At 45.8% G+C, this 13,759-nt stretch carries 9 protein-coding genes; 4 read left to right on the top strand and 5 right to left on the bottom strand.

Features of this window, described 5'->3' with window-relative positions; translation table 11 throughout:
• Window positions 1-36: 36 nt before the first annotated feature.
• Both AACR11_RS00895 and AACR11_RS00890 read right to left on the bottom strand, forming a co-directional pair.
• Complete coding sequence (locus AACR11_RS00895; RefSeq protein WP_005452908.1) at window positions 37-1,665, bottom strand: methyl-accepting chemotaxis protein; 1,629 nt, start codon at window positions 1,663-1,665, stop codon at window positions 37-39.
• A 227-nt stretch (window positions 1,666-1,892) separates the two neighbouring features.
• On the bottom strand, window positions 1,893-4,253 hold the full coding sequence (locus AACR11_RS00890; RefSeq protein ID WP_005452910.1) for a Lon protease family protein: 2,361 nt from the start codon (window positions 4,251-4,253) through the stop codon (window positions 1,893-1,895).
• Between the two features lie 197 nt (window positions 4,254-4,450).
• Between AACR11_RS00890 and AACR11_RS00885 the strand changes: the two genes are divergently transcribed.
• Both AACR11_RS00885 and AACR11_RS00880 read left to right on the top strand, forming a co-directional pair.
• On the top strand, window positions 4,451-4,948 hold the full coding sequence (locus AACR11_RS00885; RefSeq protein WP_005452911.1) for a hypothetical protein: 498 nt from the start codon (window positions 4,451-4,453) through the stop codon (window positions 4,946-4,948).
• A gap of 101 nt (window positions 4,949-5,049) precedes the next feature.
• Entirely contained in the window at window positions 5,050-6,681 is a 1,632-nt protein-coding gene (locus AACR11_RS00880) for an ABC transporter ATP-binding protein (RefSeq protein ID WP_029788238.1), read from the top strand.
• A gap of 281 nt (window positions 6,682-6,962) precedes the next feature.
• Here AACR11_RS00880 and AACR11_RS00875 read toward each other — a convergent pair whose 3' ends face one another.
• Together AACR11_RS00875 and AACR11_RS00870 are read right to left on the bottom strand one after the other, a co-directional pair.
• Complete coding sequence (locus AACR11_RS00875) at window positions 6,963-9,002, bottom strand: prolyl oligopeptidase family serine peptidase (protein ID WP_029788239.1); 2,040 nt, start codon at window positions 9,000-9,002, stop codon at window positions 6,963-6,965.
• A gap of 137 nt (window positions 9,003-9,139) precedes the next feature.
• On the bottom strand, window positions 9,140-10,039 hold the full coding sequence (locus AACR11_RS00870) for a LysR family transcriptional regulator (RefSeq protein WP_005452914.1): 900 nt from the start codon (window positions 10,037-10,039) through the stop codon (window positions 9,140-9,142).
• 156 nt (window positions 10,040-10,195) lie between these two features.
• Here AACR11_RS00870 and AACR11_RS00865 point away from each other — a divergent pair, with 156 nt between their 5' ends.
• Complete coding sequence (locus AACR11_RS00865; protein ID WP_005452915.1) at window positions 10,196-11,887, top strand: L-lactate permease; 1,692 nt, start codon at window positions 10,196-10,198, stop codon at window positions 11,885-11,887.
• A 291-nt stretch (window positions 11,888-12,178) separates the two neighbouring features.
• Window positions 12,179-13,318 carry an FMN-dependent L-lactate dehydrogenase LldD gene (gene lldD, locus AACR11_RS00860; protein WP_005452916.1) on the top strand — a complete coding sequence of 380 codons (1,140 nt, stop codon included), beginning with the start codon at window positions 12,179-12,181 and terminating at the stop codon, window positions 13,316-13,318.
• Window positions 13,319-13,384: 66 nt separating this feature from the next.
• Here lldD and AACR11_RS00855 read toward each other — a convergent pair whose 3' ends face one another.
• Complete coding sequence (locus AACR11_RS00855) at window positions 13,385-13,732, bottom strand: helix-turn-helix domain-containing protein (RefSeq protein WP_005452917.1); 348 nt, start codon at window positions 13,730-13,732, stop codon at window positions 13,385-13,387.
• Window positions 13,733-13,759: the final 27 nt, after the last annotated feature.

Here is a 13,759-nt window from a genome sequence, read left to right as displayed (position 1 = left end):
TTAGGGATTCTCGTAATATCGATTGGCGCGGATTGCTTATAGTTTAAAGAAGCTCAATTGCTCTTTCTGTTTCTCAGCAAGGTGAGAAAGCTCTGTACTTGCGCTCGCGCTTTGGCTGATGCCTGCTACGTTTTGGTTTACCAGTTCAGACATGTTAACCACGTTACGGTTGATGTCTTGAGTTACTTGAGATTGCTCTTCTGCGGCTGTCGCCACTTGCGTGTTTGAATCGTTAATGTTTGCAACAGACTCTGTAATGCCAATCAACGCATCGTTCGCTTGTTGTGTCAGCTCGTTATTACGGTTAAGCATTTCTAGGCTCACCTGCATGCTGTCGTTTGCAAGACCAGACTGCGCTTGAAGCTCTTCAATAATTGATGAGATTTCTTGCGTTGAGTCTTGAGTGCGCGCTGCCAGCATACGAACTTCGTCTGCTACGACAGCAAAACCACGACCAGATTCACCAGCACGTGCAGCTTCGATCGCTGCGTTCAGTGCGAGAAGGTTAGTTTGCTCAGATACGCCACGAATCACTTCAATCACATCGTTGATTTGAACAGACTGCTCTTTTAGGCGCAATACCACTTGTGCTGCATCGTTCAGTGCTTGAGACATCTGCTCGCTTGCTTGAGCGCTCTCTTGGAAGATCGACAAGCCAGACTGTGCTAGCCCATCAGCTTCACGCGCAGTCGCGTCTGCAGATGTCGCGTTATCACTCACATTGTTTGCTGTGCTTGCTAGCTCGTTAACCGCTGATGCAACTTGCTCGATTTCAGCCAATTCTTGTTGTGCATTCGCTTCAGCTTGCGTCATTACCGCTGCAAGTTCTGTTGAAGCAGACGCCACTTCTTCACTGATGCGCATCAATTGATCAACCGTATCGTGAAGCTGTTTCGCTGTTTGGTTTACGTCTTTGCTTAGCTGAGAAATTTCGTTGTCACCATCAATGTCTGCACGCACTGACAGGTCACCACCTGCTAGCTTACGCATCACTTCTTGCAGTTTTTGGATTGGCGTAACAATCATGCCAGATAGGAACCAAGCACCCAGCAAAGAGAACGCAAATACCGCAATCACAGAGATCATTGCGTTGTTTTGTACGCGAGTATGCTCACGAGCGCTTGCTGCAGTTGCCTCAGTCGCAATCTCATTCACACGTTGAGATAGTGCGTTGATGGTTGCCACCATTTCGTTACCAACACGGCGGTAACCTGAGATGAAGTTTGTGTATTCGCTATCAGAAACCAGACCACGATCATGACGGTTGAAGAACTCTACAGCACGTGTTGAGTAATCAATGTATGCATCGATGCTTTGACGTACTTTTTGCGCTTCTTTACTGAACGTGCCGCGCTCATCAACAAGATCAAGATCGATATCAATCGCTTTCGCGCCTGACTTTAGATCAGCAAGGAATGCATCACGACGAGAAGCATCGTAGATCGCGTAAACCGCGCTTATGCGCAATGGGTAAACTTGGTCATCGATTTTCGCTAATGTGTCTTTATAGAACACAAGAGAATCGGAGTTAGAAGCAACCAATTCTTGCTCTGCTTCTAGGTTGTTTTGAGTGATCCACAATGTAATAAACAGAGTGATCGCGGTGAATAAAACTGGAACCAAAACTTGCGTACGTACCGACAAGTTTTTCAGTGATAGCTGCATGAGTAACCTCAGGTATTTGAGTGTTGGCTTCCTTGCGATGGGATTATTCCCAGACGAATAAACAAGGAGGCAAATACTAGAGGTAGATCACACTTTTGTCCAGAACGAAAAGCCATCAATTTCATAACTTTATCGACAATATCCCGTCAAGTGCGACGGGATATTGTCGTTATGACAAGTTATGAAAATTTGTACGCTTTTCTATCAATTTTTATGTTAATAAGCGCCTATTTTCTCAACGCATTGAGCTTAGCTTGTGCCAAACCAAAAATAGTATCGATTGGGTATGTGCCTTCATCTGTTGCTTCGCCCGCCGCTTTGCCAGTGAACAGCTCAACAGCCTCAGTAACATGGTCGATTGCCCAGATATGAAAGTCCCCTTTCTCTACCGCTTTAACAATGTCAGAACGAAGCATCAGGTTATGTACGTTTGAGCGCGGAATAATCACCCCTTGTCCATCGTGACGACCTTTAATTTCGCACACATCGTAGAAACCTTCGATCTTCTCATTTACCCCACCGATAGGCTGTGCTTCACCAAATTGGTTCATCGAACCTGTGATAGCAATGTCCTGACGGTTTGGCTGCTTCGAGAATGCCGATACTACCGCACAGAACTCCGCCATACTCGCACTGTCACCGTCAACGCCACCATATGATTGCTCGAAAGTAATCGTGGTTGTCAGTGGAACACGTGCCGTCTTACCAAATACAGACGATAGATAAGCCGACAGAATCATCACACCTTTCGAGTGAATGCTGCCGCCAAGATCAACGCTTCGCTCGATATCAATCACGTCGCCATCACCGTAACAAGTGGTCGCTGTAATTCGGTTAGGTGCACCGAACATGTGATCGCTGGTGCTCAGCACTGACAATGCATTTACCTGCCCTACCGCAGAACCTTCGGTATGGATCAAAGTCGTGCCGTTGACAAAGGTTTCCATCACGCTGTCTTGCAAACGACTCACTCGCATTTCCTGATTACTCAGCGCCTCTTCTACGTGCCCGATACGAATCATATTGGAGTTCGCTTGGCGAGCCACGTAGTTAGACTCACGTAATAGGTTTGCAATGTTGGCAGAGTGCAGTGAAATCTTCGTCTGGTCACCAGACAAACGAGAGCTGTATTCAATGATGCGTGCGATGGCTTTCTTATCGCAATGCAGCATATTATTGTCATTCACCACGCTTGAAATAAAGCGTGCATATTGTAGTTCTGAATCCGGTGTACGCTTCATCTCATCTTCGAAATCAGCCGTAACACGGAATAGTTCACCAAATTCTGGATCGTAGTGCTGTAGCAATTGGTAAGTGCGGTAATCACCAAACAAGATGATCTTGATATCCAATGGAATCGGTTCAGGATCGAGCGAAACCGCCCCAGTCAACGTCACCTCTTTCTCTAGCGAAGTGAAGCTCAATTGACGAGAACGCAATGCGCGCTTCAACCCATCCCACACATAAGGTTGCTCAAGCACCTTTTGTGCATCCATCAGCAGCACACCACCGTTCGCTTTGTGTAAGCTACCAGCTCGAATCAAAGAAAAGTCCGTGAACACGGTACCTTTGAACGTCGCCGTTTCAATTGAGCCAAAAAGTGAGTGATAGTTTGGGTTTTCTTCCACCACAATAGGGAATTCACAATCTTTGCGACTCACCAACACGTTTACTTTGTAGCGGCGTGGGAGCTTCTTATCTAAAGATGCTGTTGCAATCTCACCTTGCTCTCCGCTCTGCTCCAAGAAGATCTCTGCATTTTCAACAATGTCTTTTTGCAGATCGGTCAGGTACGTTTTGATTTCTGGGTACTCTGCATAATCCAATTTCAATTGCTTAATGAAATGGGTGATCACATCCAGAGTCACGTCATCGTTGAGCTTTTTGATCTTCTCACTGAACGTGTCTTCCCACTCGGTCAACTCGCGAACCATGTTGCGCAGGCTGATTTCCAATTCATCAATGCTGCTGCCGAAATACTCTTGTTCTTTCTTACTTAGCTCATCAAAAGATTCTTCGGTGTGCAGATCTTCACCGTTCATCGCCACAAATTGGTAATCGCCTTGTGCCGTAATCGTTAGACTAATGCCCTTCTCTTTGGCTTCTTTACTGATACTGTCTAACTCTGATTGCTGCTTATTCGCCAATTGGTTTTTTAGGCGATCGGCACGGCTATAGTACATCTCGTTATCGAAGGCGAGTGGCAATGCGTTAAGCAATTTGCCCATCAGCTTTTCAATATCCACTTTCAGCTTATTACCAATGCCACAAGGCAGCTTAAGCACTTTCGGTATACGCGTATCTTCAAAGTTCGCAACGTAACACCAATCAAACAGTGCCGCAGCATCATGTTGATGACGGTTTAAATAGCGCAGGATCATCGTGCGCTTACCTAGACCATTCTGACCTATGGCGTAGATGTTGTACCCTTTCTCCTTGATTGACATAGCAAACTCAACCGCTTTTTGTGCGCGCTCTTGTCCAACAATTTCGTCAATCGGAGGTAATTCCTTGGTCGACTTACATGGCATATTCTCTAACTCAGCTACAGAATACAGCTGTTTAGCTTCCAATCTTTGTACTGCCATACTTGCCTCCTTTTCTTATTGTCTTTACCTCAGTGTAGAGATTATTTGTTTAAATTTAAGTGATTTATCTTCCACCCCGGTTCGTTTGCACATTTTACGAGCAGCTGTTCTAAGTTTAAAATGCTAATAAGTCGCACTTGCAATTGATAATTAATTTCATTTAATATCTATCCAAATCGAATTTTGTGGAGACGAAGATGAATATTGAGCAATGCTGGATGCGCTACTTGAAAGCAGAGCAATTGATGGAGCAAGGTCACTGGCCTGAAGCCCATCGTCTGTACGAAGATGTGCTCAACCATTTGCCAAATCACATTCACTCCGCTCTTGAAAATGAACAAACTAAGCCATGCCAGTTCGTATGTTTAGTGAGTGGTTTACGCGATGCCAGCGTGGCGCAATCTGAAATCCTAAACAAACTAGGAATGCAGCAAGAAGCGTTCTCGGCTCTTAATCAATCTTATGCGCTACTCCAGTTTTTACAGCTAGAAAGCCACGATTTAATTGGTCGAGTGAGCCAGATGCTCAGCAAACACAGTGAAGATTTGTTGGCTCATATGGCAGCGTTTTGCTCTGCTCAGAGAAATGCAGAGTGGATGATAGAACTCGATCATGTCACTCGTGCTCATGAGCAGTTCTTGTATTTACAAACCATGAGTTCTGCAGAAACCGGAGCGACTCAGCTATATAATTGATCGTTCAAGATAATTGATCATTTGAGCGATAAGGCATAGGAATTTGCCACTGCAAGGCGACAGCATAAAAGTAATAACAACTCGATACACAAGGAAACGTGATGTCCACACAAACCATTCTTTCGGTGAGTAACCTATCTGTCAGTTTTACGACAAACGATGGTATCGTCGATGCAGTAAAGAAGGTGAGCTTTGATCTCAAAGCTGGTGAAACACTGTCTATCGTAGGCGAATCCGGCTCAGGAAAATCAGTATCAACCAATGCGTTGATGAAACTGCTGCCAGACAATGCCATTTTGCACTCAGATTCTTCTATCTTCTTCGAAGGCGAGTCCATACTGGATAAAACCGAACGTCAGATGCAGAGTATCCGCGGCGATCGTATTGGCATGATCTTCCAAGAGCCGATGACTTCACTCAACCCTTACATGCGCGTTGGTATTCAAGTGGCTGAAGCCATTATGTGTCATCGTCCTGTAAGTAAAAAACAAGCCAAAGCAAAAGTACTTGAACTGTTCGATTTGGTGCATCTACCAAATCCTCAACAAGCTTATGATAAGTACCCGCACGAATTTTCAGGCGGCCAGTTGCAACGCATCATGATTGCCATGGCATTGATCAACGAACCAGATATCCTGATTGCTGATGAGCCAACCACTGCGCTCGATGTCACCGTCCAAGCAGAAGTGCTTTATCTGATTAAAGAGATTCAATCCAAGATGGGCATGGCGATCCTATTTATCACTCATGACTTAGGCGTTGTGAAGCACTTTGCAGACCGAGTATTAGTCATGTGTAAAGGTGAAGTCGTCGAAGAGGGCATCACTGAAGCGCTCTTCTCAGACCCGCAACATGATTACACTAAGATGTTGATTAATTCGATTCCAAAAGGCAGCAAAGACCCAATTGAAGAAGATGCGACTGAACTGCTAAAAGCCGATGACATCCGCGTTAAGTTTCTTGTTAAACCTCACTTCATTGCGAGTAAAAATGAATACTTTGAAGCCGTGAAAGGCATCTCCTTAGCGTTAAAACAAGGAGAGACCCTAGGCATCGTTGGCGAGTCAGGCTCCGGCAAATCGACCCTTGGTCGTGCATTGATTGGCTTACTGCCGTCAACGGGTAAAATTCAGTTCAAAGGGCAAGACCTAGCGCTTCTGACGGACAAAGAACGCTTTGCGCTGAAGAAAGACGTGCAAATGGTTTTCCAAGACCCATACGGTTCGCTTTCGCCTCGTATGACCGTTGGCGAAATCATTACTGAAGGACTAACCGTTCATCAACCTCAAATGAACAAAGCGGAACGAATGCAAAAGGCGCGTGATGTGCTGCGTGAAGTGCGTCTAGATCCAGCATCTATTAACCGTTACCCACACGAGTTTTCTGGCGGTCAGCGTCAACGTATTGCGATTGCGCGCGCGTTGATTCTTGAGCCTTCTTTCATTTTGCTTGATGAGCCAACCTCAGCTCTCGACCGCTCTGTTCAGTTAACCGTCATTGATTTGCTAAAAGATCTGCAGAAAAAGCACAATATTGGCTACCTCTTTATCAGCCATGACCTTTCTGTCGTTAAAGCACTCTCTGATCGTGTATTGGTCATGCAAAAGGGTGAGGTAATGGAGCAAGGGACTGCGGAAGAGATCTTCCATAACCCGAAAAGTGATTACACTAGAAAGCTGATTGATGCCTCATTTGATCTTGAAAACAATGAAAATCAACATGATGCTGCTTAGATTAATCACAGTTTCATATTCATACACTAGGATTAAAGTATGGTGAAATTTTCGCCATAACTACGAAAATGGTATAGCTGCCATTCGGTTTGGCCGCCGAGACTGGTTGGTTCAAAGTTAGGCTTAGTCACCCTAACTATCAAATTGAGTTCCCCCAACCATGAAAAATGCCGCGAATGATTTCGCGGCATTTTTTATTGTGTTTCAGATGGTATCTCGCACCTGACTGGCTGCTAGCCTCTGACGCCAAGGAAAACAACTTAGCGTCAGGTCGTTAGCCTTTAAATATCGAGTGCTGTAATGCCCATGTTATGTAACGCAAACGCGTAAACATCCGTGGTCAGATCGATTTGTTTACTCAAAGGCATACCCGCGCCATGTCCTGCGTTAACATCAATACGAATCAATACTGGATTGTCTCCCTGATGCTTGTCTTGCAACTCTGCGATGAATTTGTATGAGTGTGCAGGTACCACACGGTCATCGTGGTCTGCGGTCGTGACAAGCGTCGCAGGGTACGACTCGCCCTCTTTCACGTTGTGTACGGGTGAATAACCGAGTAGATACTTGAACATAGCCTCAGTTTGCTCTGACGTGCCGTAGTCGTACTTCCAGCCTTCACCAGACGTAAAGGTGTGGTAGCGAAGCATATCCAATACACCAACCGCAGGAATCGCGACTTTAAACAGCTCTGGACGTTGAGTCATACACGCACCAACTAACAAGCCGCCATTTGAGCCCCCACGAATCGCAAGACGCTCTGAACTGGTGTAGTTCTTCTCAATCAAATATTCCGCTGCGGCAATAAAGTCATCAAACACATTTTGCTTTTGTTGTTGAGTACCTGCATTGTGCCAAGCTTTGCCATACTCACCGCCACCACGCATGTTTGCCACCGCGTAGATGCCGCCCAGTTCTAGCCAGTTCGCAACATTTCCCGAGAACATCGGCGTCAAACTGATATTAAAACCACCGTAGCCATACAGCATGGTTGGTGCGCTACCATCGAGTTTGGTGCCTTTTTTGTAAGAGATGATCATCGGTACTTGCGTGCCATCTTTCGAGGTATAGAACACTTGTTGAGATTCGTATTCTTGACGGTCAAACGGCGCTTTTGATTCTTGGTAAAGCGCTGAACCACCACTTTCTACATCAAAAGAGAAGATGGTTGGAGGGGTCACGTAGTTAGTAAAAGTATAATAAAGCGTCTTGTCTTCTGCTTTGCCTTGTAAGCCATATACGGTGCCTTGATCGGGTAGAGTGACTTCGCGTACCAACTCCCCCTGATAAGTAAACTGCTGAACCTTGGAGAGAACATCAACCATGTAAGTGGCAAACAAATAACCACCACCTTTGCTGATATCCAGTGGTTGTTCCTGCTCGGCTATGATCTCTGTCCATTGTTGAGATTGAGTGTTGTAGCCAACCACCTTGCCGTTTGGCGCATCCAAATTGGTGTAAAAGATCAATGTGTCATCTTGGTTATCGATAAGATAAGTGTCACCTTCGACAGTATCTTGAAGCGTACTCACTGCTTGCTCTTCTGAAGTAAGATCGACATAAAACAGTCTGTTTCCTGATGTCGATTCCGCACCAGTGATAATCAAGAAACGATCATCTTTGGTTGTCACTCCCCCTACATAACGGTGCTTTTGTGACTCCAATGCACCAAAGATCACTTTGTCTTCAGATTGTGATGTGCCTAGCTCATGGTAGTAAAGCTTGTGCTGCTCAGTGCGCGCTGAAAGCTCACTGCCTTTTGGTTTGTCATAACTTGCATAATAAAAGCCTTTGTTGCCAAGCCAAGAAATCGTAGTGAACTTAGCATCTACGATTTCAGGCTCAAGTTGCTCTTTCGTTTCGACGTCAATGACAAAGATCTTACGCCAATCACTACCACCCTCAGAAATTGAATAGGCGACAAGAGTGTCGTCATTAGAGAACTTCACTTCCCCAAGCGATGTCGTTCCTTCCTCTGAAAACGTGTTTGGATCGAGAAAGATTTCCGCTTCTTCATCCTCTTTACGGCGGTATAAAACGCTCTGGTTCTGCAAACCGTCATTTTTATAGAAGTAGGTATAGTCGCCATGAACAAAAGGTTGAGAATACTTTTCATAGTTCTGACTGTTCGCCACTAGTTCACGAATTTGCTGACGGAAAGGAATCTGACCTAAGTAATCGAAGGTGATTGAGTTTTGTCCTGAAACCCACTCTGCGGTTTCTTGGCTCAAATCGTCTTCCAGCCAACGATATGGGTCTGCGATGTAGTGACCAAAATAAGTGTCGACGACAGAATCTTTACGAGTTTTTGGGTAATGCATAACGTCCGTGTTACTCCATTTGAAGTTAAGTGTTTAGTTTTATTATTTTATTGAGATTTATTCTCAATACCTACCTTAGGGTTCAGGTACAGAATTTCAACCAATAGATTGAAACATTTCTTATATTTATGAACCGACTAAAAGTAATGTGAGATAGTGAGATATCGCTCTCGAATGTGTTCTATTAAAAGCTTCACTTTGTTAGGCGGTTGACGAGTAAAAGGGTAAACCGCGTAGATACCTAGCTTTTTACCAACCAATTCTGGGAAGATATCCACCAACTCTCCACTACGAATGTCATGATAAACCAAGCAACGCGGTACGTAGGCAATGCCGTGCCCACCCAAAGCTGCTTTTCGTAATGCGGTAGCGTTATCTGTCGAGAAACATCCAGAGACTCTAACGATGTAATCGCCATCTTTGCCTTTGAACTGCCAATCCGTTGCCCCCGTGGTTTGATAAGCGTATTGCAAGCAGTTGTGCGTCGTCAGATCGATCGGTTCGATCGGTTTACCATGTTTAGCAATGTAAGAAGGAGAAGCGCATACTACCCATTGAGAGTCCAGAATATGCCTCGCAATCAGACTGGAATCTTCCAAGTAGCCGGTACGAATTACCAAGTCAAAACCACCAGCAACCAAGTCGACAAAGCGGTTATCAAGCGACATATCCACTGTTAAACCAGGATGCATATTACAAAACTCTGCAACTGCATCCGCTAGAATCAAATCACCGGAGATAGTCGGCACCGACATTTTAATATGACCACTGACATTCTCACCAAAGCCTGAAACTGCATCCATAGCCTCCTGAGTGGCTTGCTTCACATTTTTAGCACTATGTAACAAAACCTTTCCCGCTTCGGTCAGGGTCAATTTACGCGTTGTTCGATATAATAGCTGAGCGCCAATTTCTTCTTCCAATCGAGCAATTCTTTTACTAACTACCGAATTTGTAAGGTTATTTTCTTCAGCCACCTTACTAAAGCTGCCCATTTCTACTACCTGAGAGAATAGGATTAGGTCGTCTGCACGCATCGATTATGTCACTTTTGGAATAAATTAATTTCATTATTTCCCTATATCTATAAAAAATAAAGGGGTAAATTCACGCCAAATTAACAAAACCATTACAACAAAAATCATCTCTACAGCATAAAGCCGTTCGAGAAGTCAGCGTACGAGGATGTACCAATGAGTGAAACCCTACTTGCCCTTGTGGCGTTTTCGCCAATTGTTGTCGCCGCCATATTATTGGTTGGTCTCAACTGGCCTGCTAAAAAAGCTATGCCTGTTGCGTTCGGTCTAACCGTCGCTATCGCCCTAATGTTTTGGGATATGTCAGCTACTCGCGTACTGGCCTCTGTATTCCAAGGGTTAGGAATTACTGTCTCTGTTCTATGGATCGTGTTCGGTGCCATCTTCTTGCTCAACACTTTAAAACATACCGGAGCGATCACGACTATCCGCAATGGATTTACTGATATTTCGGCAGACCGTCGAGTGCAAGCCATCATCATCGCTTGGTGTTTTGGTTCATTCATTGAGGGTGCATCGGGGTTCGGTACACCTGCAGCTATCGCAGCACCACTATTGGTTGCGATTGGTTTCCCTGCTCTTGCAGCGGTCCTGATGGGCATGATGATCCAATCAACACCAGTATCATTTGGCGCAGTTGGTACACCAATCATCGTGGGTGTGAATAAAGGTCTAGATACACACAACATTGGTGAAGCACTTGTCGCACACGGTTCAACGTGGGATGCCTACCTGCAACAAATCACCGCAAGTGTGGCAATGATTCACGCGACCGTTGGCACGCTAATTCCTGTACTAATGGCAATGATGCTGACTCGCTTCTTCGGTAAAAACAAGAGCTGGAGCGAAGGTCTAGACATTCTGCCATTTGCACTATTTGCTGGTGTTGCTTTCACCGTTCCTTACGCACTTACAGGCGTGTTCTTGGGTGCAGAGTTCCCATCACTCATTGGTGGTCTAGTGGGTCTAGCCATTGTGGTTACCGCGGCGAAGAAAGGCTTCCTTGTTCCAAAAACAAAATGGGATTTCGAAAGCGAAGATAAATGGCCAGCAGAATGGCTCGGCTCTCTAAAGATCAATCTGGATGACAACCCAGGCAAACCAATGAGTCTGACCAAAGCATGGGCTCCATACGTACTACTAGCGATTATCCTTGTTGCAAGCCGTGTTAGCCCTGAGTTCAAAGGTCTACTTAAGAGCGTAAGCCTTTCGTTTGGTAATATTCTTGGCGAGACAGGCATCAGCACAGCGATTCAACCTCTATACCTTCCTGGTGGCATCCTAGTCTTCGTAGCATTGCTTGCGGTTCTTCTACAAGGTGGTGGTGCGAAATCATTGGGTAAAGCGTTTGGCGAATCGAGTAAGACGTTAATTGGTGCAGGTTTTGTTCTTGTGTTCACCATTCCTATGGTTCGCATCTTCATTAACTCAGGTGTCAACGGTGCAGATCTCGCAAGTATGCCAGTAACCACGGCAAACTTCGCAGCAGACCTAGTTGGCTCAGCATTCCCGGCGTTGAGTGCTACCGTTGGTGCCCTTGGTGCATTCATCGCCGGCTCTAACACAGTGTCGAACATGATGTTCAGCCAATTCCAGTTCGAAGTAGCACAGACACTGACCATCTCAAGTGCCATTGTCGTGGCTCTACAAGCGGTAGGCGCAGCTGCGGGTAACATGATTGCTATCCACAACGTGGTTGCTGCATCCGCAACCGTTGGCCTGTTAGGACGCGAAGGTGCAACGCTACGTAAGACGGTAATTCCAACGTTCTACTACCTCGTGGTAACTGGCATCATCGGTCTGATTCTAATTTACGGTTTCCAAATCACCGACGCTTTAATGAATTAATAATAAATGCAGGGCTTCCCCCGCCCTGCTCTTTCTCTGGTACATCGGTCTGCACTACTACCCCGACACTTTTGGTGTGGCTTGCTGCATCAATCCCCCGACCGGTGTACCAGTCTTTTTCAGTGCAGATAATTGATTGTTCAGTGTATGGAATCCACCACAGCTCAATCACTTATCTATACTCTATTCTGACGTCGACTGCCGAAAGGATGGCAGTCAGTGGAACACTGACAGAGCAGGTGCTCATTGACTCAGGACGCAATCTTAGAATAACAGCCAGGACACACTATTATGATTATCTCTGCTTCTACAGATTACCGCGCTGCTGCTAAAGCCAAGCTGCCTCCATTTCTTTTCCATTACATTGATGGTGGTTCATACGACGAGCGCACGCTGAAACGCAACACCGATGATTTAGGTGATGTTGCGTTGCGACAACGTGTTCTGCGTGACATGAGCGATCTAAGCCTAGAGACGGAGATCTTCGGTGAGAAACTTGCTATGCCAATCGCACTTGCTCCTGTTGGTCTTACTGGTATGTACGCAAGACGTGGCGAAGTACAAGCCGCGAAAGCCGCAGAAAAGAAAGGCATTCCTTTCACCATGTCAACGGTATCCGTTTGTCCTATTGAAGAAGTCGCACCTGCGATCGAACGCCCAATGTGGTTCCAACTGTATGTTCTAAAAGACCGAGGCTTTATGAAGAACGTACTTGAGCGCGCGAAAGCGGCAGGTGTAACGACACTGGTTTTCACCGTAGATATGCCAGTTCCAGGTGCTCGTTACCGTGACATGCACTCTGGTATGAGTGGTCCAAATGCAGCGATGCGCCGAGTATTCCAAGCCATGCGCCATCCAAGCTGGGCACTGGATGTCGGTGTATTAGGTAAACCTCACGACTTAGGGAACATTTCTACTTACCGTGGCGAACCAACGAAGCTGGAAGATTACATTGGCTGGCTCGGTGCAAACTTTGATCCTTCGATTTCTTGGAAAGATCTAGAGTGGATTCGTGACTTTTGGGACGGACCAATGGTCATCAAAGGCATCCTAGACGAAGAAGATGCAAAAGACGCAGTTCGCTTCGGTGCAGACGGTATCGTTGTATCCAACCACGGTGGGCGTCAACTTGACGGTGTCCTTTCGACAGCGAAAGCTCTGCCTAGCATCGCAGATGCAGTAAAAGGTGACCTAAAGATTTTCGTCGACTCCGGTATCCGCACTGGTCTGGATGTCGTTCGTATGTTGGCGCTTGGTGCTGACTGTACATTGCTTGGTCGCTCTTTTGTTTACGCTCTAGCGGCACAAGGCGGTGCGGGTGTTGAAAACTTGCTTGATTTGTATGACAAAGAGATGCGCGTAGCGATGACACTCACTGGCGCAAAAACTATCGCCGATCTGTCGCGTGATTCTTTGGTGAAGATTCCATAGACCTTGCCGACTCTCCCCCTAACAAAAAAGCGAGCTCAATGAGCTCGCTTTTTTTTGAAATTTGAATTAGCGGACGTGATGTTCGTATTCAATCACCACTTGGTTGCCTTCAATAAAAACGTTACGAATGTCGCCGTCTACGGTCACTCTGTTTTGTAAGTAAACCGAACCAGAACCCGATACATCGCGTTCGGTCATTGATGGGATAACTTGTCCGGGACGAACGTGCAATTGCTCACATAACTGCTTAACAAAGCCCAAAGTCAACGGTGCGTTACCGCGTAACAACGAAGAGAACTCATGTAGACTTAAACCTAGACGTTTTGCCATCTCCATTTGGGTAAGGTGCATTTTTGCTTTTTGCGACATCCAAATGTCGTAGAGCGCATTTCGGTCTAGCTCTGTAAATTCCATGGTTCATCTCCGCATTTCAAAGTGACC

Source organism: Vibrio sp. L85 (assembly GCF_963871815.1).
GTDB lineage: Bacteria > Pseudomonadota > Gammaproteobacteria > Enterobacterales > Vibrionaceae > Vibrio > Vibrio harveyi.
The sequence above is the reverse complement of the archived record's forward strand: the minus strand, read 5'-3'. Positions and strand labels throughout refer to the sequence as shown.

Excerpts from the sequence above, each read along its gene's own strand:
- AACR11_RS00875 (WP_029788239.1), bottom strand. The coding sequence starts at position 9,002 with ATGCATTACCCAAAAACTCGTAAAGATTCTGTCGTCGACACTTATTTT.
- AACR11_RS00870 (WP_005452914.1), bottom strand. The coding sequence starts at position 10,039 with ATGCGTGCAGACGACCTAATCCTATTCTCTCAGGTAGTAGAAATGGGC.
- AACR11_RS00855 (WP_005452917.1), bottom strand. The coding sequence starts at position 13,732 with ATGGAATTTACAGAGCTAGACCGAAATGCGCTCTACGACATTTGGATG.
- lldD (WP_005452916.1), top strand. The coding sequence starts at position 12,179 with ATGATTATCTCTGCTTCTACAGATTACCGCGCTGCTGCTAAAGCCAAG.
- AACR11_RS00895 (WP_005452908.1), bottom strand. The coding sequence starts at position 1,665 with ATGCAGCTATCACTGAAAAACTTGTCGGTACGTACGCAAGTTTTGGTT.
- AACR11_RS00885 (WP_005452911.1), top strand. The coding sequence starts at position 4,451 with ATGAATATTGAGCAATGCTGGATGCGCTACTTGAAAGCAGAGCAATTG.
- AACR11_RS00880 (WP_029788238.1), top strand. The coding sequence starts at position 5,050 with ATGTCCACACAAACCATTCTTTCGGTGAGTAACCTATCTGTCAGTTTT.
- AACR11_RS00890 (WP_005452910.1), bottom strand. The coding sequence starts at position 4,253 with ATGGCAGTACAAAGATTGGAAGCTAAACAGCTGTATTCTGTAGCTGAG.
- AACR11_RS00865 (WP_005452915.1), top strand. The coding sequence starts at position 10,196 with ATGAGTGAAACCCTACTTGCCCTTGTGGCGTTTTCGCCAATTGTTGTC.